This is a genomic window from Microbacterium allomyrinae, from assembly GCF_020682705.1.
In the GTDB taxonomy this organism is placed as follows: Bacteria; Actinomycetota; Actinomycetes; order Actinomycetales; family Microbacteriaceae; genus Microbacterium; species Microbacterium allomyrinae.
The window spans coordinates 166,792-188,606 of sequence record NZ_JAGTTN010000005.1; the positions used below are offsets into that span (position 1 = coordinate 166,792).

The 21,815-nt window shown below is 69.7% G+C and carries 20 protein-coding genes; 8 read left to right on the forward strand and 12 right to left on the reverse strand.

Annotated features, from left to right (window positions below; genetic code table 11):
* Positions 1-181 precede the first annotated feature (181 nt).
* The 6 genes from KEC57_RS14765 to KEC57_RS14790 form a co-directional block, all read right to left on the reverse strand.
* Complete coding sequence (locus KEC57_RS14765; RefSeq protein WP_229385455.1) at positions 182-3,049, reverse strand: ABC transporter permease; 2,868 nt, start codon at positions 3,047-3,049, stop codon at positions 182-184.
* A gap of 106 nt (positions 3,050-3,155) precedes the next feature.
* Positions 3,156-3,878, reverse strand: a complete 723-nt coding sequence (locus KEC57_RS14770; RefSeq protein WP_229385456.1) for an ABC transporter ATP-binding protein — start codon at positions 3,876-3,878, stop codon at positions 3,156-3,158.
* Positions 3,875-4,495, reverse strand: coding sequence for a PadR family transcriptional regulator (locus KEC57_RS14775; protein ID WP_229385457.1), 621 nt, complete (start codon positions 4,493-4,495; stop codon positions 3,875-3,877). Before KEC57_RS14775 ends, KEC57_RS14770 begins: the two co-directional genes overlap by 4 nt.
* Positions 4,496-4,527: 32 nt before the next feature.
* A complete protein-coding gene (locus KEC57_RS14780; protein ID WP_229385458.1) occupies positions 4,528-5,739 on the reverse strand; it encodes an ABC transporter permease in 1,212 nt (403 codons plus the stop codon).
* Positions 5,736-6,527, reverse strand: a complete 792-nt coding sequence (locus tag KEC57_RS14785; RefSeq protein ID WP_229385459.1) for an ABC transporter ATP-binding protein — start codon at positions 6,525-6,527, stop codon at positions 5,736-5,738. Before KEC57_RS14785 ends, KEC57_RS14780 begins: the two co-directional genes overlap by 4 nt.
* Positions 6,524-7,453: an efflux RND transporter periplasmic adaptor subunit gene (locus KEC57_RS14790; RefSeq protein WP_229385460.1), complete on the reverse strand. Its 930-nt coding sequence runs from the start codon at positions 7,451-7,453 to the stop codon at positions 6,524-6,526. Before KEC57_RS14790 ends, KEC57_RS14785 begins: the two co-directional genes overlap by 4 nt.
* A gap of 412 nt (positions 7,454-7,865) precedes the next feature.
* On the opposite strand from KEC57_RS14790, the gene secA reads away from it, so the two are divergent.
* The 3 genes from secA to KEC57_RS14805 all read left to right on the forward strand — a co-directional run bounded on the left by secA (position 7,866) and on the right by KEC57_RS14805 (position 12,597).
* Positions 7,866-10,694 carry a preprotein translocase subunit SecA gene (gene secA / locus KEC57_RS14795; RefSeq protein WP_229385461.1) on the forward strand — a complete coding sequence of 943 codons (2,829 nt, stop codon included), beginning with the start codon at positions 7,866-7,868 and terminating at the stop codon, positions 10,692-10,694.
* A gap of 201 nt (positions 10,695-10,895) precedes the next feature.
* Positions 10,896-12,122: a pyridoxal phosphate-dependent aminotransferase gene (locus KEC57_RS14800; RefSeq protein ID WP_229385462.1), complete on the forward strand. Its 1,227-nt coding sequence runs from the start codon at positions 10,896-10,898 to the stop codon at positions 12,120-12,122.
* A gap of 121 nt (positions 12,123-12,243) precedes the next feature.
* Positions 12,244-12,597: a hypothetical protein gene (locus tag KEC57_RS14805; protein ID WP_229385463.1), complete on the forward strand. Its 354-nt coding sequence runs from the start codon at positions 12,244-12,246 to the stop codon at positions 12,595-12,597.
* A gap of 61 nt (positions 12,598-12,658) precedes the next feature.
* On the opposite strand, the gene KEC57_RS14810 is transcribed toward KEC57_RS14805, so the two are convergent.
* Positions 12,659-13,096, reverse strand: a complete 438-nt coding sequence (locus KEC57_RS14810; protein WP_229385464.1) for an Rv3235 family protein — start codon at positions 13,094-13,096, stop codon at positions 12,659-12,661.
* A gap of 130 nt (positions 13,097-13,226) precedes the next feature.
* Here KEC57_RS14810 and KEC57_RS14815 point away from each other — a divergent pair, with 130 nt between their 5' ends.
* The gene (locus tag KEC57_RS14815) at positions 13,227-13,832 is read left to right on the forward strand and encodes a hypothetical protein (protein WP_229385465.1); all 606 of its coding nucleotides are present in this window, start codon (positions 13,227-13,229) and stop codon (positions 13,830-13,832) included.
* Positions 13,833-13,875: 43 nt separating this feature from the next.
* On the opposite strand, the gene KEC57_RS14820 is transcribed toward KEC57_RS14815, so the two are convergent.
* The gene (locus KEC57_RS14820; protein WP_229385466.1) at positions 13,876-14,157 is read right to left on the reverse strand and encodes a helix-turn-helix domain-containing protein; all 282 of its coding nucleotides are present in this window, start codon (positions 14,155-14,157) and stop codon (positions 13,876-13,878) included.
* Between the two features lie 99 nt (positions 14,158-14,256).
* Here KEC57_RS14820 and KEC57_RS14825 point away from each other — a divergent pair, with 99 nt between their 5' ends.
* The 3 genes from KEC57_RS14825 to KEC57_RS14835 all read left to right on the forward strand — a co-directional run bounded on the left by KEC57_RS14825 (position 14,257) and on the right by KEC57_RS14835 (position 17,720).
* A complete protein-coding gene (locus KEC57_RS14825; RefSeq protein WP_229385467.1) occupies positions 14,257-14,886 on the forward strand; it encodes a CpaB family protein in 630 nt (209 codons plus the stop codon).
* Positions 14,883-16,151 carry a CpaE/TadZ family protein gene (locus tag KEC57_RS14830; RefSeq protein WP_229385468.1) on the forward strand — a complete coding sequence of 423 codons (1,269 nt, stop codon included), beginning with the start codon at positions 14,883-14,885 and terminating at the stop codon, positions 16,149-16,151. The genes KEC57_RS14825 and KEC57_RS14830 overlap by 4 nt, the downstream gene beginning before the upstream one ends.
* A gap of 84 nt (positions 16,152-16,235) precedes the next feature.
* Positions 16,236-17,720 carry a sensor histidine kinase gene (locus KEC57_RS14835; RefSeq protein ID WP_229385469.1) on the forward strand — a complete coding sequence of 495 codons (1,485 nt, stop codon included), beginning with the start codon at positions 16,236-16,238 and terminating at the stop codon, positions 17,718-17,720.
* 159 nt (positions 17,721-17,879) lie between these two features.
* Here the strand turns inward: KEC57_RS14835 and KEC57_RS14840 are convergent, their stop codons facing one another.
* The gene (locus KEC57_RS14840; RefSeq protein WP_018171995.1) at positions 17,880-18,128 is read right to left on the reverse strand and encodes a WhiB family transcriptional regulator; all 249 of its coding nucleotides are present in this window, start codon (positions 18,126-18,128) and stop codon (positions 17,880-17,882) included.
* Between the two features lie 241 nt (positions 18,129-18,369).
* Here KEC57_RS14840 and KEC57_RS14845 point away from each other — a divergent pair, with 241 nt between their 5' ends.
* Positions 18,370-18,771: a histidine kinase gene (locus KEC57_RS14845; RefSeq protein WP_229385470.1), complete on the forward strand. Its 402-nt coding sequence runs from the start codon at positions 18,370-18,372 to the stop codon at positions 18,769-18,771.
* Between the two features lie 9 nt (positions 18,772-18,780).
* Here KEC57_RS14845 and bcp read toward each other — a convergent pair whose 3' ends face one another.
* Genes bcp through aroA form a run of 3 tightly spaced genes read right to left on the reverse strand, consistent with a single transcriptional unit; the run spans position 18,781 to position 21,780 of the window.
* Positions 18,781-19,251 carry a thioredoxin-dependent thiol peroxidase gene (gene bcp, locus KEC57_RS14850; protein ID WP_229385471.1) on the reverse strand — a complete coding sequence of 157 codons (471 nt, stop codon included), beginning with the start codon at positions 19,249-19,251 and terminating at the stop codon, positions 18,781-18,783.
* A gap of 9 nt (positions 19,252-19,260) precedes the next feature.
* Positions 19,261-20,343, reverse strand: a complete 1,083-nt coding sequence (gene rsgA / locus KEC57_RS14855) for a ribosome small subunit-dependent GTPase A (RefSeq protein WP_229385472.1) — start codon at positions 20,341-20,343, stop codon at positions 19,261-19,263.
* Positions 20,344-20,388: 45 nt separating this feature from the next.
* Positions 20,389-21,780 (reverse strand): 3-phosphoshikimate 1-carboxyvinyltransferase, encoded by a 1,392-nt coding sequence (gene aroA, locus KEC57_RS14860; RefSeq protein WP_229385473.1) that lies wholly within the window; start codon positions 21,778-21,780, stop codon positions 20,389-20,391.
* Between the last annotated feature and the right edge of the window lie 35 nt (positions 21,781-21,815).

A 21,815-nucleotide genomic window follows, 5' to 3' on the forward strand; every position in this document is an offset into this window, starting at 1 on the left:
CGCGGGGGCGTTCGTGCCGGTGCTCAGCGTGGGAGGCTCTGCGCGATCAGCTCGGTGATGTCGATCGGCTCGGTCGGGGGCAGGCTGATGGCGGCGGGATCGACGGCGGGCACGGTGCGGCTCATGGCGGGTCCTTTCACGGGGGTCCTGCCTGTATATGTCCGGCACGACCCGATTCGTCTCATGTGATCGCCGTGCGCCTGGTGAGATCGGGATGCCGCGGCGGGACGAGCCACGACGTCGCCGCGATCGCGAGGGGCAGCCCGATGGTGAGCGCCGCGAGCACCGCCCACGGGATGTCGGCGATCCGGAGATCGTGCCCGGACTGGATCGCGAATCCGATCGGCGGGAGGATGCCGGCCGCTGTGCCGGCGAGCGTCCCGAATCCGGCGATCACGAGCCCCTGCCAGAACCCGATGCGTCGGCGCAGCCCCGGAGTGCCGCCGACGGCGCTCAGCGTCGCATCGTCGGGGCGTCGTTCGTAGCGGGCGAGTCCGAGCGCGACGGCACTCGCGCCGAGCACCAGCACGGCGACGGTGGCCAGCAGCGGCACGATCCACGCGGCGTCGCTCGGGGGTCCGGACTCGTACCGGGCCGCGAGCGCCCAATCGGCGGCCCCCGCGTTCGCGGCCTGTTCGATCAGCCGGTCGAGGTCCGCGGTGGAGGGCGGTGCGGTGAACGAGCCGATCGCCGAATCCGGTTGGGTCACGACACCCAAGCGAGTCGCCGTCTCGGGCGAGATCGCGATCGAGATCGGCTGGCGGGGAAGATCGACCACGAGGGCGTCGAGTTCCTCCGCCCACAGCGGGTCGCTGATATCGGGCATGCCCCACGCGGCGGGGCGCTTGTTCGGATCCCACACGTTGTCGGGCGCGCGGCCCTCGCCGGCATCGGCGACCGTCCAGGCGGCGATGTCGATCGTGCCGTCCGTGACGAACCGCGGGTCGGCGACCAGCGCCGCTCCCTCGCGATAGGCCGCCAGGTCACCCGGCGACAGTGCGGTTCCGAGAGCGGTCTCCAGATCGCGCGGCGCCACGACGGAGAGGGGATTCTGAGGGCTCTGACCCATCGTCGAGAAGCTGTCGACGACGGTCGGATCGAGCAGGTGCTCCGCGGGGAGCAGCGCCATCACGAATTCGGCCTGGCGAGCATCCGCGGTGCCGCCGTTGAACCAGGCGTTCAGCTGGCGGCCGATCACCGCCACGTGATCGGCCCCCGTCGCTTCCGCAAGCCCCGCGGCCGCGTCTGCGGCTCGTGCCGCGTCCGTCGCCGTCACCGCTTCCATTCCGGTGGGCTCGATATCGATCGCGAGGCTCCCGAGCGGTGCCTGGTAGAACCACCCGCGCGCCGTGTTCGCCGTCTGCATCGAGAGCTGGCCGACGGCGAACACCCCGATGAAGACGGTCGCCGCGATCGCCGCGAAGGCCGGCACGGTGCGCGAAGCATTGGCTGCGGCATCCCGCGAGGCGATCTTGGCCGACAGACCGAGCTTCGAGAGGCCGCGCGCCGTCCACCAGAGCAGCCAGCCGCCCGAAATCAGGACGCCGACCTGCACCAGGATCGGCCCGATCACGATTCCGAACGGCGGAAGGGCGCGCAGGGGCGAGTCCGGCGCGACGTCGTCCATCGTGTTCAGGCCGGCGGCGGCGATGCCGGATGCGAGGGTGAGCGCGACCCCGACGATGAGCAGCAGCGATCCCCAGATCGGACGCGATGCGCGAGGGGTCTGCGGCCGTCGGGCGCCGCGGAGGGCGCTGATCGTGTCGCTGCGCGTCACCGACCGCGCCGGAACGAGGGCGGATGCCGTCCCCACCAGCACGGCGAAGGCGAACACCCCGGCGAGCAGCGGCCACGGCACGTGGAATCCCCAGAACCGGGTCGCGCTGCCGGTCGCGGTCAGTTGCATCACGAGCGCCGCGATCCCGATACCCGCTGCCACGCCGATGCCTCCGCCGACGACGCCGAGCACCGTTCCCTGCAGGGCGATCGTGCGCGAGAGATCGCGCGGGCGCGCACCGACGCTCGCGGCGACGGCGAGCGCGCGCTGCTGACGTCTGGCCGACACGGCGAACGCGGCCCCGGCGAGCATCACCGCCACGTAAGCGGCGAACACGCCGGCGACGGCGAGCACCGTGACGGTCATCCAGATGCCGTTCAGCCAGGCGTCCCGGGCGCTGGCCGCTTCGACCGTCGTGACGGTCGGCGGGTCGAGGACGACCTCGCGCGAATAGACGACCACGCCCTCCTCATTCAACGCGAGGACGTCGTCCCAGCCGAGCGCGAGAGCCGGTAGATACCAGCGGCGCTCGCCCGTGACCTGGGCAGGATCGGGCAGGAACACCGCGGCGGCGGAGTCCGGCAGTGTTGCGGCATCCAGTGTTCCGACGACGGTGAAGTGCGTTCCGGCGTCGGCGAGCGACAGGGTGCCGCCGATCTCGATGCCGAGGCGCTCGAGCGCGGCCTCGGTGACCATCGCCTCACGCGGGCCATCGGGCCGCTCGCCGTCGAGAAGATCGAACCGACCGGCCAAGCGCGGATCCCACGCCTCACCACCCCATGCTTCGAGCGCGCCGGTGCCGCCGAAGGTTTCGGCGAAGACCTGGCCGTGGGTGATCTCGAGTGTCTCGGTGCCCGGTGGAAGGACGTCGAGGGGGTCGTCGAGGGGCGTGCCGTCCGGGATCTCCCACGACCCGTCCTCGGTGAAGGGGTAGCCGTTCCATTCCGGCTGCGTCGGCGCCTGCCAGAATCCGGCGCCAGGAACCCCGGCCGTCGCCACCCACGCCTGCGTCTCGCCGAGTTCGACGGTGACCTGCTCCTCCGCCGTGCCTACGGAGCTCATCGCCCAGACCGAGTAGGCGCTCATCGCGGCGATGGGCAGCGCGACGAGCATGACCACGAGCGCGCTGGCGCCCTTCGCCCGCCAGGTCTGGCGGCGTGCCAGGCGTGCGGCCACTCGCCACCGCGACCATCCGCCGCCGCGCCGGCGCGGGGCATCCGTCAGTCGCGGCTGCGGATTCACGACGATGTCCGCCTGCCGCACTCCGGTCATCGGGCGCCCACCTGCCAGAACTCCTTCGATCTCTCGGATTCGTGGCCGGTTTCGTGCGTATCGGGCCCATGAGCGAACGAATCGGAGGAGTTCTGCACGGCGATCCTCACCGAACGGCCCCGGTCAGCAGTGTGTCGGCACCGTTGCGACGGGATTCGTCGACGATCCGGCCGTCGCGGAGGAACACGATGCGGTCTGCGAAGGCCGCGTGGCGGGCCTCGTGGGTGACGAGGATCCCGGCGGCTCCGGCATCCACTCGGGCGCGCAGCATCTTCAGCACCATCTCGCCCGTGACGGAGTCGAGGGCGCCGGTCGGCTCGTCGGCGAGTATCAGCCGACGCCCGCCGACCACCGCGCGCGCGATCGCGACGCGCTGCTGCTGGCCGCCCGACAGATCGTCGGGGAAGGCGTCGGCCTTCTCGACCAGCCCCACCGAGGCGAGGGCATCTCGGCCCGCCCGCCGCGCGACGCGCGCACGGAAGCCGTCCAGCTCCAGCGGGAGCGTGACGTTCTCGATCGCGGTGAGCGTCGGAATCAAGTTGAAGTCCTGGAAGACGAAGCCCAGCGAGCGCCGGCGCAGCTGAGCGAGCTGCGCGGGGGACTGCTCGCTCAGGTGTGCGCCCTCGATCACGACCTCGCCGCTCGTGGGGATCGCGAGTCCGCCGGCGATCGACAGCAGGGTCGACTTGCCCGACCCCGAAGGACCCATGATGGCGACGAGCTCGCCCTGCCTTGCCTCGAAGTCCACGCCCGAAAGCGCTGAGACGGCCGTGGCGCCCGTGCCGTATTGCTGCGTCACGCCGATGAGGCGCAGCACCGTATCGGTCATCGTGCCGGCTCGACCGGCGAGGCGGATGCCTCGGCGCGCGCCGGCCGTCCGCGCTTCGGCCTCTCGGTGGACAGCTGGAGCGCCATCGCATGCTCGGGGTGAAGAGCGAGGCGCTGCTCGGTGTGATCGAGCCAGCGCACCTGGGCCTCGGCCTGGAAGATCATCGAGTCGACGACGAGCGACCACGCGAGTTCTTCCGGTCCGTCTGGATTGACTCCCGCGTACTTCGCGCGGTTGAGCTCCTGAAGCTGTGCGAGCGAAGAACGGCGCTGGGTCTGGATGATCCCGGAGACGTCGATACCCGGCAGGGTCGCGGCGACAGCGAGCTTGATCGCGAGTTCATCCCTCGTGCCCGAGGAACGCTCGACGGGGGAGCCGAGCCAATCCTGGACCTCGGCGGTTCCCGCATCCGTGATCTGCCAGTACACGTGACCCTGCTCGTCGACGTCTCCCTTCTCGACGAGGCCGTCGCGCTCGAGACGGTCGAGCGTGTTGTAGATCTGGCCGACGTTGAGCGGCCATGTGGAGCCGGTGCGCCGGTCGAACTCCGCGCGCAGCTGATAGCCGTAGCAGGCGCCCTGGTCGAGGATCGCGAGCAGGCTCTGACGAACGGACATGGAGATCTCCTTCGGGAGGCGGTGGCGCTGGACTAGAACCGCAGCGCGTCGATGACGTTGGAGCGCACTGCGACCAGCGCGGGAATGAACCCGGCGAGGGCGCCGATCGCGACGGCGGCGATGAGGCCGGTGAGGGCAGCGCGCAGGGGGAACGGCGGCACGTCCTGCATCCCCTGGAACATGTCGAGCACGAACGGGGCCTTGAGGATCGCGACAGCGATCGCGATGCCGATGACCCCCGCGACCGCCGTCGCCACGACGGATTCGAGCATCACCGACGAGAAGATGCGGCTGCCGGTCGCGCCGAAGCTGCGGCGCACGCCGATCTCGCGGATGCGCTGACGCATCGCGACCAGCTGGATGTTGACGAGTCCGAGACCGCCGAGCAGCAGCACGAGACCCGCGATCCCGCCGGTGACCAGCTCGAACGTCTGCGCATACTGGGCCTGGTCGGGCCTGGATGCCCAGTCGGTGCGGCTCACCATGACGTCGACGCCGGAATCGACGCCTGCACGGAGATCGGCGGCGAGGATCGGGCCGATCTCGGCCGCCATGTCCTCGGGCACCCACACCTCCCACGCGACCGACATATCGGGCGGAAGGATGCCCTGGCGTGCGGCGAAGTCCGCGTACAGCATGGTGACGTGCTTGTCCTCGTCGCCGGTGTACTCCCGCGGCGTCACGCCGACGACGGTGTAGGATCCGCCGACGTCGCCCCCGAGTTGCAGTGCGAACCCGGAAGCGAGATCGGGGCGGCCGTACACGTCCCACAGCGCCTCGGTGATGACGACCGGGGCAGAGGCGAGGTCGACGTCGGCCTCGGTGAACCAGCGTCCCTCCAGGAGTGGAGTGCGGTGGATCACCGGATACGCCGGGTCGACGAGTCGTGTCGACACCTGACGCACCTGCTCGGGGGTCTGCAGCGACAGCATCACCGGATCGACGATCCGGGTCAGATGCGAGAAGTCGTACCGCTCGGCCACCCGGTCCACGTGTGCGCCGAACGACGCCCAGTCCATCGGTGTGCCGTCGGAGCGGTTAGCGCTGAACTGGATCGTCGCGGGGCGGCCCCCGGAACGGTCGGACTGCTCCACCATCTGCTGCTGCTGATACTCGCTGAGCGCGACGACGGCGGTGATCGCCCCGACCGATACGGCGATCCCGATGAGACTGAGCAGCACGCGGAGCTTGTGATGGCGGATCTCGGACCACGCCTCGCCCACGGCGCCGATCAGGCCGCTCATGACGACACTCCGATGGGGTCGGACGCGGGAACGGCATCCGTTGTCTCCTCGACGCTCGCGGCGAGCCCCGATGCGTCCGCAGCGGACGAGTGGCCGGGCACGTCGAGCTCGAAGGCCGTGAGCGCGCCAGCGTCCAGCCGGTAGTGACGCCGCGCGCGAGCGGCGACGTTCAGATCGTGAGTGATCGTGACCAGGGCCGCATCGGCCTCGGAGGCGATCTCGTCGAGGAGTGCCATGACGGATGCTCCGGTCTCGACGTCGAGAGCGCCGGTGGGCTCGTCGGCCAGGATGAGCGCGGGGCGTCGTACCAGCGCACGTGCGATCGCCACGCGCTGCTGTTCACCGCCCGACAGCTGCTCGGGCGTCGAATCGATGCGATGCCCGAGTCCGACGCGCTCGAGCGTGCGGGTCGCGGCCGCGCGGCGCGTCCAGAACTCGCGCCCCCGCGCGTAGCCGAGCGGCATCATGACGTTCTCGAGCGCGGTGCGTCCGGCGAGCAGGTTGAACTGCTGGAAGACGAACCCGACGTTGCGTCCGCGCAGCCGGTCGAGCCGGGCCTTGCGCATGCGTCGCACCGGTTCGCCGCGGAACGAGACGCTGCCCTCGGAGGGGGCGTCGAGCATGCCCATGAGGTTGAGGAGGGTCGACTTGCCCGAACCGCTGCGCCCCACGATGGCGACATGATCGCCCGCGTCGATCTCGAGGTCGATGCCCCGCAGGATGTCGAGCCGCGTGTCGTCGGGGAGCACGACGTGCTTCGCGACACCCTCGAGCCGGACGAGGCTCACCAGTTCCACCCTTGCGGCTCGCAGTACTCGCCGCCCATGCCGTCGTCGTAGCAGACCGGTTCATCGGAGGCGGCGACGCCCGGAACGTATTGCCGCACCAGCTCGCCCTCTGCCAGGCCCGTGGTCACCTCGACGATCGTGCCGTCGCTGACTCCGAGCACGACATCCCGCTCCTCGAGATCGCCGTCGCCGGCGTCCAGCCACACGATGCCCGTGCCGGCGCCGCCCTTGACCGCGGTCGTCGGCACGACCAGGACGTCCGACACTGTGCCGAGGTCGATGTCGAGCTGGGCCTGGAGCCCCGCGAACACGGTCTGGTCGGCGGGCACCGCGCACGTGACGGTCGTCGTGCCGTCTTCGGCGACCTCGACCTTCAGCCCGGTGCACGTGAACGGCGCGGGCCCGCCCTGGATGGTGACCGATCCCTCGGACGGAGCGCCCTGCAGGCGGTACAGCTGCACGGGCTCGACCGTCGCCTGCACGTGGTAACGCGCCGGGGAGAGCGTCGCGAGTTCACCGCCGATCGAGGCGGGCTGGCCTTTGACGACAGCGAGTTCCGTGACATCGCCGGCCTCGGCGGCGACGATGTCGATGTTCTTGACCGGGTCGGCCTGCTTGATCGTGAAGAGCTTCTGGCCGGCCGCGACCGACTGTCCCTCGCCGACGTGCACCGCCGTGACCGTGCCGTCGACCTCGGAGCGGAGGGCGTACGAGGTGTCCCGCGCGATCGTGCCCGGCAGGCTCAGAGCGTTGGCGACCTCGTCGCGCTCGACCGCCACCACCGGGTCGGCGATCTGCGCGGACGGCTCGACGGCGGCCGCGGGCGCGGTGTCAGGGAAGAACGCGATCTTCACGAGCGCGGCGGCCGCCGCGCCGAGGATGACCACCATCAGGATCGGGAAGATCCACCGCCGCCAGACAACCATGTCGCACCTCTCCGTCGGGGGATACCCGGTAAGTAATTGCCGAGTATATACATACCGGGAAACGGAACAAGGAGAAGCCGCGCCCCGGCGCGTCGCGCGGGTCTACGCAGGCCCAGCCGTGAGTGATCGGCTCATCCGGCACGGGCGATGCCGCGAGCAGGGGAGCAAAGAACGGCATCCCGCCCTCGCTTCAGCGGGAAGCCGCCCGTGCGGGGTGCCGTTGGCGCACGCCGCGATCGACCGCATCCGTCGCATCGCGGTTTGGCAGCACGGCATGCGGCATATCCCCATACTGTGCGTACCCAGCGCACACAAAGGTCACAGGTGGATAACATGGGAAGGTATGCCTGGGGCCATGCGCCCCGGGCGGCAGCGGCGCCCTTGCGGCGCACCCGACAGATGGAGAAACTCCGTGGCCAACCCCCTCGAGAAACTGCTTCGTGCCGGCGAGGGTCGCATCCTCCGGCGGCTCCAGCAGGTCGTGAAGGCCGTCAACGCCCTCGAAGAGGACTACGCGCACCTCACCGATGAGGAGCTGCGGGGCGAGACCGCCGAGTTGCGCGCCCGTCACGAGGCCGGTGAGACGCTCGACCAGCTCATGCCCGAGGCGTTCGCCGCCGTGCGCGAGGCGGCGAAGCGCACGCTCGGTCAGCGCGCGTACGACGTGCAGATCATGGGCGGCGCGGCACTTCACCTCGGCAACATCGCCGAGATGAAGACCGGTGAAGGAAAGACGCTGACCGGTGCATTCCCCGTCTACCTCAACGCCATCGCGGGTAAGGGTGTGCACGTCGTCACGGTCAACGACTTCCTGGCGTCGTACCAGTCCGAGCTCATGGGCCGCATCTACCGTGCCCTCGGCATGACGACCGGCAACATTGTCGCAGGGCAGACCCCCGAGGTGCGGCGTGAGCAGTACAGCGCCGACATCACGTACGGCACGAACAATGAGTTCGGCTTCGACTACCTGCGCGACAACATGGCGTGGCGTAAGGAAGACCTCGTGCAGCGCGGGCACTTCTACGCGATCGTCGACGAGGTCGACTCGATCCTCATCGACGAGGCCCGCACACCGCTGATCATCTCCGGCCCCTCGTCGGGCGAGGCCAACCGCTGGTTCGTCGAATTCGCGAAGATCGCCAAGACGCTCGAGGTCGGCGTCGACTACGAAGTCGACGAGAAGAAGCGCACGATCGGCGTGCTCGAGCCCGGCATCGAGAAGGTCGAGGACTACCTCGGCATCGACAACCTGTACGAGTCGGCCAACACCCCGCTCATCTCGTTCCTCAACAACTCGATCAAGGCGCTCGCACTCTTCAAGCGCGACTCCGACTACGTCGTGATGAACGACGAGGTCATGATCGTCGACGAGCACACCGGACGCATCCTGGTCGGCCGCCGCTACAACGAGGGCATCCACCAGGCGATCGAGGCGAAAGAGGCGGTGCCGGTCAAGGCCGAGAACCAGACTCTCGCCACGGTCACCCTGCAGAACTACTTCCGCCTCTACGAGAAGCTCGCCGGCATGACCGGTACGGCAGAGACCGAGGCGGCGGAGTTCATGTCGACCTACGAGCTCGGCGTGGTGCCGATCCCGACGAACAAGCCCATGATCCGCAAGGACCAGGCCGACCTCGTTTACAAGAACGAGCCCGCGAAGTTCGCCCAGGTCGTCGAAGACATCGCCGGTCGCCACGAGAAGGGCCAGCCGGTCCTCGTCGGCACCGTCAGCGTCGAGAAGAGCGAGTACCTCTCGCGCCTGCTGTCGAAGAAGGGCATCAAGCACGAGGTCCTGAACGCGAAGAACCACGCGCGAGAGGCCGAGATCGTCGCCCGCGCCGGGCGCCTGGGCGCCGTCACCGTCGCCACCAACATGGCCGGTCGCGGCACCGACATCATGCTCGGCGGCAACGCCGAGTTCCTCGCGGTGCAGGAGATGAGGTCCAAGGGGCTCGACCCTGTCGAGACTCCCGAGGACTACGAAGCGGCCTGGGACGACGTCTACACGCAGATGCGCGACGTGGTCGCCACCGAGAGCACGAAGGTCGTCGAAGCGGGCGGTCTGTACGTCCTCGGCACCGAGCGCCACGAGTCGCGCCGCATCGACAACCAGCTGCGCGGTCGCTCCGGCCGTCAGGGCGACCCGGGCGAGAGCCGGTTCTATCTCTCGCTGACCGACGACCTCATGCGTCTGTTCCAATCCGGCGCGGCCGAGGCGATCCTCGCGCGCACGAACTTCCCCGACGACGTCGCCATCGAGTCCGGCATGGTCTCTCGCGCGATCAAGTCGGCGCAGAGCCAGGTCGAGGCCCGCAACGCCGAGATCCGCAAGAACGTCCTCAAGTACGACGACGTCCTCAACCGCCAGCGCGAGGCCATCTACTCCGACCGCCGGCACATCCTGCACGGCGACGACATCGCCGACCGTGTGCAGCATTTCATCGAGGACGCGATCAACGCGGTCATCGAGGACCACACCGGCTCCGGACACAACGAGAGCTGGGACTTCGATGCACTGTGGACCGAGCTGAAGACCCTGTATCCGGTGGGCGTCACCATCGACGAGGTCGTCGCCGAGGCATCCGGCCGCCGTGGTGGCATCACCGCCGAGGGTCTGAAGCGCGAGATCCTCTCGGACGCACGCATCGCCTACGACAGCCGTGAGGCCACGCTCGGCACCGCCGCGACGCGTGAGCTCGAGCGACGCGTCGTGCTGCAGGTGCTCGACCGCCGCTGGCGCGACCACCTCTACGAGATGGACTACCTCAAGGACGGCATCGGCCTGCGCGCGATGGCCCAGCGCGACCCGCTCATCGAGTACCAGCGCGAGGGCTACCAGATGTTCCAGTCGATGATGGGGCAGATCAAGGAGGAGTCGGTCGGCTACCTCTACAACCTCGAGGTCGAGGTGCGTCGCGCCGGTGAGGGCGAGGTCGCGCAGGTCGAGGCGAAAGGTCTCGGCGCGGCTCCGGTCGAGGTGCAGAAGCTCGAATACTCCGCGGCCAACGACGCCGGCGAGGTCGAGGTGCGCAACGAGCGCGGTCAGGTGCAGCAGGCGGCGACGAGCCGTCTGCGCCAGGCCGCCACCGCTGCCGCCGCGAGTCCCGCTCAGGCGCCCGCGCCGGCGGCCGAGCCCCAGCGCGGCGCCTTCGGCCAGCGGACGGATGCCGAAGCCCCGGCAGCAGACAAGGCTCCGCAGAACCGCGCCCAGCGCCGCGCAGCGGAGCAGCGTAAGAAGTAGCCGCCGCACCGCCTCTTCGGGGGTCCGCGCGGGCTCAGGCGTGCGCGAACCCCCGAGGGAGGCGGCCGCCGGTGCATGCGCCGACGCGCCTTCCGTGCGATCGTGGCGGCGTCGGCCCGACGGTCGGTGATCGACCGAGGGAAGACGGGTCGGGCCACCCGACGTCCATTGGCCTCGGCATCCCGCCGGTATCCTGATCCGATGAGTCCCCTCCGTCCTCTCGACCAGTCCAGCAAGCTCAAGGATGTGCTCTACGAGATCCGAGGGCAGGCCCTGGTCGAGGCCGACCGGCTCGAGGACGAAGGCCACACGATCCTGAAGCTCAACACCGGCAACCCTGCCGTTTTCGGGTTCGAGGCGCCCTTCCAGATCGTGCGCGACATGCTCGAGGCCGTGCCGCATGCGCACGGGTACAGCGACAGCCGAGGCATCATGTCGGCGCGACGAGCCGTCGTGTACCGCTACGAGCAGGATCCGACGTTCCCGTCCTTCGGCCCCGACGACGTCTACCTCGGCAACGGTGTGTCGGAACTCATCACGATGGTGATGCAGGCGCTGCTCGACGAGGGCGACGAGGTGCTGATTCCTGCCCCCGACTACCCGCTGTGGACCGCGATGACGAGCCTGGGCGGCGGAACGCCCGTGCATTACCTCGCCGACGAGCAGAACGGCTGGCAGCCTGACCTCGAAGACATCCGTGCCAAGGTGACTCCGCGCACGAAGGCGATCGTGGTCATCAACCCGAACAACCCGACGGGTGCGGTCTATTCGCGGGAGGTGCTCGAGGGAATCGCCGAGATCGCCCGTGAGAACTCGCTGCTCGTGCTCTCGGACGAGATCTACGACCGCATCCTGTTCGACGATGCGCAGCACATCCCGATGGCGTCCGTCGCGCCCGATCTGCTCGTACTCACCTTCAACGGCCTCTCCAAGACGTATCGGGTCGCCGGCTACCGCTCCGGCTGGCTCGTCATCACCGGCCCGAAGGCGCACGCGTCGGGTTTCATCGAAGGAATCACGCTCCTCGCGTCGACGCGGCTCTGCCCGAACGTTCCCGCGCAGCACGCCGTACAGGCGGCACTGTCGGGAGTGCAGTCGATCGACGCGCTCATCGCGCCGAACGGGCGCCTCCGCGAACAGCGGGATGCCGCGTGGGAGAGCCTTGAGGCGATCCCCGGGGTGTCGTGCGTCAAGCCCGAGGGAGCGCTGTACGCGTTCCCCCGGCTCGATCCCAACGTTTACGAGATTCACGACGATGCGAAGCTCGTCTACGACTTCCTGGTGGCGGAGCACGTGCTGCTCGTGCAGGGCACGGGCTTCAACTGGGCGACGCCCGACCATCTGCGCATCGTCACGCTGCCCGAGTCGCGCGTGCTCACCGAGGCGATCGAGCGGCTCGGCAACTTCCTGTCGTCCTACAAGCAGTGAACGCGCGGACGCCGCGCGCGGCGGGTTCGCGCGCGACGTTGCGGGAAGAGCGCGGGGAGCACAGCAGGAGGATTCGTCAACCCCCTCGTGAGGGGCGGCAGGTCGTCTTAGCGTCTCGGGCATGGCCATCGAGTTGAACAAGCCGGCCCTGCGTCATGCGCGGGCACTCATTCGCGACGGAAAGGTCGTGCGCGATGAGCGCGACGATTGGTCCGAAGCGGCTCCGACCGCCGATGAGGAGAACAGCTTCATCGACCGCGAGGGCTGGACGGAGTACTCTCACTGGCACCTCGGGATAGACGAGAGCGAGGACCGCGAGACGAAGGGCGCCTACTCGTTCCCGTTCGGCGACTTCCGCAAGGTTCACCGGTCGGGGGTGATCTCCGGCGAGAGTCGTGCCGGTCAGTACGACCACACCGAGATCCGCGACGAGCTCAAGTCGCTGCTCGAACTGATCGACGACACGCCGAAATGACGAGCGAGCCGGCCACAACGCTGGGGTCGACCCTCTCGCCGGTCTGAAAGCCGAGCGCCCGTCAGAGAAGCGCGAGGGATGTCGCGCGCCAGCGCCCGTCCACGCCCTCGAGGCGCATTGCGACCGCGCGGGAGCGAGCGGGCCCCTGCACGACCACGACGGCCTCTACGACGCCGTCCGCGGGGGAGGACTCGCGCACCGACAAGATCGCGTGCACGGGCCGTTTCGCGGGCACGCCGCGCGCGCTCCGTGCTCGAGCCGCGAGGTTCGCCCGCGTCACCAGCTTGCGGTACGGATCCTCGGTGAGCCAGCGCGCGAGTTGATCGACTTCACGCACTCCTGCGAACACCTCGAGCACGCCGCGCGTGAGGTTGCGCAGGAACGGGCCGGGGTCGGGTAGCGCGGTGGACGGCGTCCGCTGCGGCGCGAAGAACTCGGTGAGTTCTGCGCCGCGCGACGTATGGGGTGCCCGGGCCAAGCCCGTGGGCGTCGTTGCCATGAGTGCCTATCTCGACAGGGGGGATGTCTTGGGCCAAGTACAACATAAGGCGAACTCTCAGGAAAGCCCTCGCCCAGGACCTGTGGATAACTCGTGACCGTCTCGCGGTGATTTGCCTTAGCCTCGCTGGGTGCGCTGGGACCGGTTCTTCGACGACCTCGAAGATCAACTCGCCTCCGAGTGGGAGGCGGAGCGCGCCGCGCTCGACACCGAGGCCGAGCGACTGCGACTGTCACGCGTCACGCTGACCGAGCGTCTGTCGCTGCTGGTCTCCCGTGACGCAGCGCCTGCGGTCGCCGCCTTCGATCTCGTGGACGGCACCACGATGCGCGCCACGGTCACCGGCGTCGGCGCGGACTGGGCGGCTCTCGCCCCCGCCGAGGGACGTACGGGTGCGGTGCTCGCGCCGTTCACGTCGATCCTCACGATCGGCATGCCGCACGCCGATCTGCTCCGCACCGCGCGGCCTGCGGCGGCGCGGCCGGCGCTGGCCGACCGGCTCACTTTCGGCTTCGTGCTGCGCGACCTGGTGCGGCGGCGCGCCGGAGTGGCTGTGCACCTCACCTCGGGTCGCGTTCTGTCGGGCACGATCGACCGTGCCGGGATCGACCACTTCGATCTCGCGTTGCACGAACCCGGTGCACCGCGCCGGGCGGATGCGGTCGCCGGGTATCGCGTCGTCCCGTTCGCGGCCGTCGCATGGGTGCGTGCCGACGAGGCGCCGTCGATCCTCTGAACGCTCACGCGCCAACGACGATCGGAGCCTTCGCACCGAAGGGTCAGTCGGGGTTGCGGACCGTTCCCGTGCCCCACAGCTCGGGGAAGCTGGCGTTCTGCGACTGCTGCCACAGGGCCATGCGGCGTGTCTCCTCGGCCTGGTCGTCGAGGTAGTCAGACACGCTCGCAGCGTCTACGCGCCAGCGAGCCGGCGAGCCGACCCGCACCCCGCGCAGACGGCCCTCCCTCACGAGAGCCATCACCTCGTCGACCGACACGCCGAGCACCTCGCCCACCTGCGCGGGCGCGAGCATACGCACGTCTGACGTCGGGTCTTCGGGCATGCCACCATTATGACCCCGCACCTGAGGAGAGGGCTCGGGGCCGGGGGCGCTGTGGATAACGCGGAGCACGGTTTCGACGAGTGGGCGACGATGGGAGACATGGCCGTCATCGACCCCGCTCGCACGCCGCGCCGCGCCTTCTGGGGCGACGCGCGGTTCTTCCTCGGCATCCTCCTCATCGTCGCATCGGTGGCCGGTGTGTGGCTCGTCGTCGCCGCCGCACGCCAGACGGTGCCGGTGTACGCCGCCGTGAACACGCTGGTGCCTGGCCAGCCGATCGCATCAGCGGACGTGACCGTCGTCGATGTCGCGCTGGGCACGGTCGCCGACACCTACCTGACGGCAGACGACCTCGAACCGGGCACGATCGCGACGCGTACGGTCGAAGCAGGGGAGCTCCTGCCGGCTGCCTCCGTCGGTGCCGCCGAGTCCGCGCGGACCACCAGCGTCGTCGTCCGCAGCACGGTCGACGTGCCGGGTTCGGTCGCGGCGGGAACGGTCGTCGAGGTATGGGCGGCGCCGCTGCTCGAGCAGGGCGAGTACGACGTGCCGCGCATCCTCGTGGCGGATGCGACGGTGGTCTCGGTCACGCGCGACGACTCGATGATCGGGGGAGGGGCAGCGGCCCTCGAACTCGTCATCCCGCGTGCGGATGTGGCCGCGACCCTGGCGGCGATGGCCGACGATGCCGCGCTGTCGGTCGTTCCGACGGCGGGCGCCGGATCGTGAGAGTCCTGCTCGCCGTCGATGCGGGCGCGGCGCTCGCCGAAGGGCTCCGCCGCGAAGAGGTCGACGTCGTCGGGGTGGTCGAGGCTTCCGCTCTCTCGCTCGCCGCGCAGGACCGCATGCTCGGCGACGACGCCGAGGCCGTGCTGCGTGCCGTCGCCGAGGCCGATGCCGTCGTGATCGAGGTGTCGCGCAACACGATGTCGCCGACCGTCGTGGCGCTGTGCGATCGGGCCGGCACGCGAATCGTGCCGATGTGCGACGGTGCCGTGAACGAGCGCCTGGCCGCGGCTTGCGGGCTGGAGCAGCCGGTGGGCAAGGACGTCGACGCCTGGCGTCTCGCCGAGGTGCTCGCGGCAGGCCCCGCCAGGATCGATCCGCCGACGACGCGCCCGCAGCCTCGGGTGATCGTGGTGTGGGGGCCCGCGGGAGCCCCGGGGCGCTCGACGGTGGCCACCGAGCTCGCCGTCGAACTCGCCCGTGGCGGCCGGCATGTGGGGCTCATCGACGCCGACACTCACGCGCCGTCGATCGCGCTGACGCTCGGCCTGGCCGACGAAGGTCCGGGATTCGCCGCGGCATGCCGCCAGGCGGAGATGGGCGGGCTCGACGCGCACGAGCTGTCGAGGATCGCCGTTCCCTTGGGGCGAAGCGGCGTGGACGTCCTGACCGGACTCAACCGTCCGTCACGATGGCCGGAACTGAGTGAACGACGCGTGTCGTCGGCGCTCGCGGCGTGCCGCGACTGGGCGGACTTCACCGTCGTCGACGTCTCGTCGTCGCTGGAGCGCGACGAAGAGATCATGAGCGACCTCGAGGGTCCGCGCCGCAATGCTGCGACGCTGGCGGCCCTGCGGGCGGCGGACCTGGTCGTCGCGGTCGCCGGAGCCGACCCGGTGGGCGTGGCGCGCTTCCTGCGCGCGTACGCCGAACTGCGCGCGACGGTGGGCGCGACCCCGGTCGCGGTCGTGGCGAACCGTCTCCGGCCCGGCGCGCTCGGCATCGATGCGCGCGGTCAGGTACGGCGCACGCTCGACCGGTTCGGCGGGATCGAGGACGTCTGGTTCCTGCCGCAGGATCCTCGCTCCGCTGACGCGGCGCTTCTGGCCGCAAGCCCTATCGCGGACATCGCGCCGAAATCGCCCCTCACGCTCGCCGTGCGCCGGTTCGCCGGTGAGGCGGTGGTTGCCACGCCGGAGGCGGTCGCCCCGCGCGGCCGCAGCCGCCGAGTCCGCGGCATCCGTCGAGTCGCCGGATCGGCCGCGTGACTCCCGCCGCACGTCGCCCGCCGTCCCGCGCGCCGTCGCGCGACGGAACCGGCTCGGCTCACCGGTGCGCTCTAGGCTGGAGGAGTGTCGACCCTCAGCGATCTCGTGTACGCCCAGGGCCGTTCGAGCGAGGAGGACGTGGAGTGGCTCCACCGTCTCGCGGGTGACGGTCAGCTTCTCGCCGATCTGGCGTTCGCCGACATCGTGCTGTGGGTGCCGACCTCCGACGACTCGTTCGTCGCCGTCGCACACACCCGGCCCAGTGGCGCGGCAACGCTCTTCTATCGGGACATCGTCGGCGACCGCGTGCGCCCGCAGTGGCGCACCCAGGTGCGCGACGCGTTCCAGACCGGCGGGATCGTCGACTCCGCCTCGCCCGACTGGTTCGAAGAGACCCCGACGAGGGTGCGTGCAGTTCCGGTGGTGCGCAAGCGCGGTCAGCAGGTGCAGACCATCGGCGTGGTGACACGACACACCAACCTCGGCGAGGCGCGGACGCCGTCACGACAGCAGATCACGTTCAACGACTGTGCCGACGACCTGTTCGGCATGGTCGCATCCGGGGACTTCCCCGACCTCGCCGCACCCACGTCTCCCCGCCGCGGCGCCCCACGTGCGTCGGATGGGCTGGTGCGTCTCGACGTCGACGGAGTGACGACGTTCGCGAGCCCCAACGCTTTGTCGGCGTTCAACCGACTCGGCTTCGCAGATGAGCTCGAGGGCGAGTCGCTCGTCGAGGTCGTCACCCAGATCCTGCCCGCGAAGCGCCAGTTCGACGAGTCGCTCCCGGTCGTCGTGACCGGTCGTGCGCCGTGGCGCACCGATCTCGAGGCGCGGGGGGTCACCGTGTCGCTGCGGACGATCCCGCTTCGCGACCACGGCACCCGAATCGGTGCGATCGTGCTGTGCCGAGACGTCACCGAGATCCGCCATCAAGAGCAGGAGCTCATCACCAAGGACGCGACGATCCGCGAGATCCACCACCGCGTCAAGAACAACCTGCAGACGGTCGCGTCACTCCTGCGCATCCAGGCGCGGCGCTCGCACTCCGAAGAAGCGCGGGAAGCCCTCACCCAGGCGATGCGTCGCGTCTCGGCGATCGCCGTCGTCCACGACACGCTGTCGGAGGGCCTCGCCCAGAACGTCGACTTCGATGAGGTGTTCGCGAGGGTGCTCAAACTCGTCGCCGAGGTCGCTGCGGCTCCGAACACGCGCGCGCGCACCCACTCGACCGGGCGCTTCGGGACACTCCCCAGCGAGTTCGCGACCCCGCTGGCCCTCGCGCTCACCGAGCTCGTCACCAACGCGGTCGAGCACGGCCTCGCCGGAAAAGAGGGCGATGTCGAGATCGTCGCCGAGCGTTTCGAGGACCGCCTCGAGGTACGCGTTCGCGACACCGGGTCGGGTCTGCCCGAGGGTCAGGTCGGGCGCGGGCTCGGTACGCAGATCGTGCGCACGCTCATCCAGGGCGAGTTGAGCGGCACCATCGACTGGCACACGATCATGGGCAGCGGCACCGAGGTGACCATCGAGATCCCGCTCCGCTACATCGAGCGCACTAAGAGCTGACAGCCGGGCGGATGCTCCGGCCCCGCGGTCGATTCAGCGCTCAACGCTGTGCAGAATGCGGGTGTGTCCGACGGGTTCGGCATCCGCTCGGCCCCCTCGCGTGCGGGAAACGACGAAGCACCACGCTCTCGCGTGGTGCTTCGATGTCATTGCGGCGCGCTAGGAGGCGCGGCGCGCTCGGGCGGCGCGGCGCTTGAGCGCTCGACGCTCGTCTTCGGACAGACCACCCCACACGCCGGAGTCCTGCCCGGTCTCGAGGGCGTACTGGAGGCAGATCTCGGTTACCGTGCAACGTGCACAGACCGACTTGGCCTTCTCGATCTGATCGACGGCCGGACCGGTGTTCCCGACGGGGAAGAACAGTTCGGGGTCGACGGTCAGGCAGGCGGCCTTGTCGCGCCAGTCCATGGTGATGCTCCTTGTTGCAGGGGTGGGATGGATGTCGGTTCGGGTCCGATACCCTGTGGGTGTGCGAGAACTAGCTCGCCCCACTTCGCTGTGGGAGCTCACGGCTTTACCAATCGTCCCATAGCGGTTTACCTGAATCAAGGGATGCGGGGCAGGATTCTGTGCGCTTTGCTGAGTATTCCCCCTGCGACATAGAGGGTTAGCACAAATCTGTCCGGGTGGGCTCAAAGGATCGTCAGAAATGCGAATGAACCTCGTCGCGCGCGTCGCCGCTGCCCTCGTCGGTCTCGAAGGGCTGGCGGTGCTCGCCCTCGTCGTCTGGCAGATCGCGGCGATGATCGGCGGCGACACCGACTCGCTCGCGAGCGCCATCGCGCTCGCCGTACTGACGCTCGTCGGTGCGGCAGCGGTGCTCGCGTTCGCGGTGGCGATCTGGCGCGGACTGTCGTGGGGGCGCTCCGGCGCCATCGTGACCCAGGTCCTCATCCTCGCGGTCGCACTGGGGGCGGCGACCGGCGCCTATGCCGAACCCGCCGTCGCAGGTGCGCTCGCGGCGCCGGCCCTCGTCATCCTCGTGCTGCTTGTGATCGCTGTGCGCGATGCCGGTCGCGCCGCGCGGGACCGCGACGACGCATCCGCCTGACGCGACGCGCTACACGCCGAGGAGCGTGCGCAGACGACCGACGTGGCCCGTCGCGCGAATGTTGTACAGCGCGTGTGAGATGCGGCCCTTCTCGTCGATCACGAACGTCGAGCGGATGACGCCCATGAAGGTCTTGCCGTAGTTGATCTTCTCGCCCCACACGCCGTACTTCGAGTGCACCTTGTGGTCGGGATCGCTCAGCAGGTCGTACGTGAGGCCGTCGCGTTCGCGGAAGCGCCGGAGCTTCTCGGGCTCATCGCGCGAGATCCCGAGGATCGTGTAGCCGGCGGCCTGCAGAGGTGCGAGGCTGTCGCGGAAGTCGCAGGCCTCGGTGGTGCAGCCGGGGGTCATCGCCTCGGGGTAGAAGAACAGGATCACGCGGCCGCCGCGCAGGTCTTTCAGCGTCACCGCGCGATCGTCCTGATCGACGAGCGTGAAGGCGGGTGCGAGGGTTCCGGGCTCGAGGTGCTTGGTGGTCACTCCTCCACCTTAGGCCGACCCTCCGGAGCGCTCGGAGCCAGACCGCTGGCTCTTGTCGGCGAAGGTTTCGAGCAGTCGCTGGAGCGAGTCCAGGCGTGCCGGCCCGCCGGGGCCGAGCAGGCCCCCCTGCACCGCCTCGACGATCGCGCAGTCCGGCGCGTCCGGCAGATGCGTGCATCCGCGGGGGCACGATTCGGCGACCTCGGCGAGGTCGGTGAAGGCGCGCAGGATGTTGGCCTGATCGACGTGACCGAGTCCGAACGAGCGGACACCGGGGGTATCGATCACCCAGCCGTTGCCGCCCTCGCCCCGGTAGCGCAGCGACACCGTCGAACTCGACGTGTGGCGCCCGCGCCCGGTGACCACATTGACATGCCCGGTGGCACGTCGCGCGTCGGGGACGAGAGCGTTGACGAGGGTCGACTTGCCGACGCCGGAATGCCCGACGAAGACGGTCGAGTGCCCCACGAGCGCCGCTCCGATGCGCGCGAGCGGCATCTCGTCCTGCCCGCTCGTGAACACCTCGAGATCGAGCCCGTCGAAGTGCGCGAGGAAGTCCGACGGGTCTGCCAGATCGGTCTTGGTGACGACCAGCAGGGGACGGATGCCGGCATCCAGCGCCGCCACGAGGTATCGATCGACGAGCCGGGGCCGGGGCTCCGGGTCAGCGGCGGCGACCACGACGAGCATCTGGTCGGCGTTGGCGACGATGACCCGCTCGACCTGGTCGGTGTCGTCGGCGCTGCGTCGCAACAGCGAGGAGCGCTCCTCGATGCCGATGAGGCGGGCGAGCGTTCCCTCGCCGCCGGAGTCGTCGCCGACGATCCGCGCGCGATCACCCGTGACGATCGGCATCTTTCGCAGTTCGCGGGCACGCACGGCGAGCACGGTGCGCTCGCCGGGGCGGTCCTCGTCCACGAGGACGGTGTAGCGACCGCGATCCACGCCGAGCACGCGCGCGATCTGGGCATCGGCGTGCGCGGGCCGTCGCTTGGTCCGCGGACGGTTGGACTTCGGATTGGGCCGGACGCGCACCGCGCTCTCGTCGTATTCCGATTCGTCGTCGTCGTCGGAATCGTCGAGCCAGCTCACGGCGCCGCTCTCCTGAGCAGTCTCACGGGGTACTCCGGATGCGCTTCACGAGGCTCGGATCGTCTCCGTCGAGAGCGGGCCACCGGTGCCGTGGTCGGCAGTGGAGCCGTCGTCGTCGAGCATCCGCTGCCAGATCTGGGGGAACTCGGGCATGGTCTTGGCGGTCGTGCCGATGTCGTCGACGTCGACGCCGGGCACCGAGAGCCCGATGAGGGCGCCGGTCGTGGCCATGCGGTGGTCATGGTACGAGTGCCAGGTGCCGCCGTGGAGCGCGCGGGGCACGATGCGGATGCCGTCGGGAAGCTCGTGCGCCTCGCCGCCGAGACCGCGCAGTTCAGCCACGAGCGCTGCGATGCGGTCGGTCTCGTGTCCTCGGATGTGGCCGATGCCGTGCAGTGTCGACGGAGCGTCGGCGAAGGCCGCCAGCGCGAAGATCGTCGGGGTCAGCTCGCCGGCCGCCGACAGATCGAGGTCGATGCCCTGGATGCCGGCGCCCGCCGTCACGGTGAGCGCGCCACCGCGCCGGGACACGCGCGCGCCCATCAGCGAGAGGATCTCGGTGAGCATCGCACCGGGCTGAGTCGAGTGGGCGGGCCAGCCGGTGACCGACACCGAGCCGCCCACGATCATCGCGGCGGCGAGGAACGGCGCGGCGTTGGACAGATCGGGTTCGATCGCGACGTCCTTGCCGCGGATGGGCCCCGCGGGAACGATCCACTCGCCCACGCCTGGCCGCTCGACGTGCACGCCCCGATGGGCGAGTGCTTCGACGGTCATGTCGATGTGGGGGATGCTCGGCAGCCGGGCGCCCGCGTGCAGGAGGTGGAGCCCGACGTCGAAACGGGGTGCGGCGAGCAGAAGGCCCGAGACGAACTGACTCGATGCGCTGGCGTCGATCGTCACCTCGCCGCCGCGCACGTGGCCGTGGCCGCGAACGATGAAGGGGAGCGCCCACCGGGCGCCGTCGTCGATGTCGACGCCCACGTCGCGCAGCGCCGTGATCATCGCGCCCATGGGGCGGTGCAGTGCGCTCTCATGGGCGGTGAGCGTCACGTCGCCGTGCGAGAACCCGCCGAGGCCGGCCACGAACCGCATGACGGTCCCCGCCTGCCCGCAGTCCACCTCGGTGTCGCCGCGCAGCGGCCAGACCGGCGTGACCTCGATGTCGTCGCCGTACAGCCCCGAGCCCGGAACGAGCTCGATGCCGACCCCGAGGGAGCGCAGCGCATCGATCATGCGGGCCGAGTCATCGGAGTGCAGAGGAGCGATCAGACGGCTCGGGCCGTCCGCCAGCGAGGCCAGAACGAGCTCGCGGTTGGTCAGGGATTTCGATCCCGGAACCGTGACCGTCGCATGAAGTGGACCGCCCGCGATCGGGGCGCGCCAGTGGCCGCGCCCGACCGGCGCGGAGGAAAGGGAATACCCGTCGGCTGTCATCGGGTTCTACCCTACTGAACCCCGTCCCCAGCGGC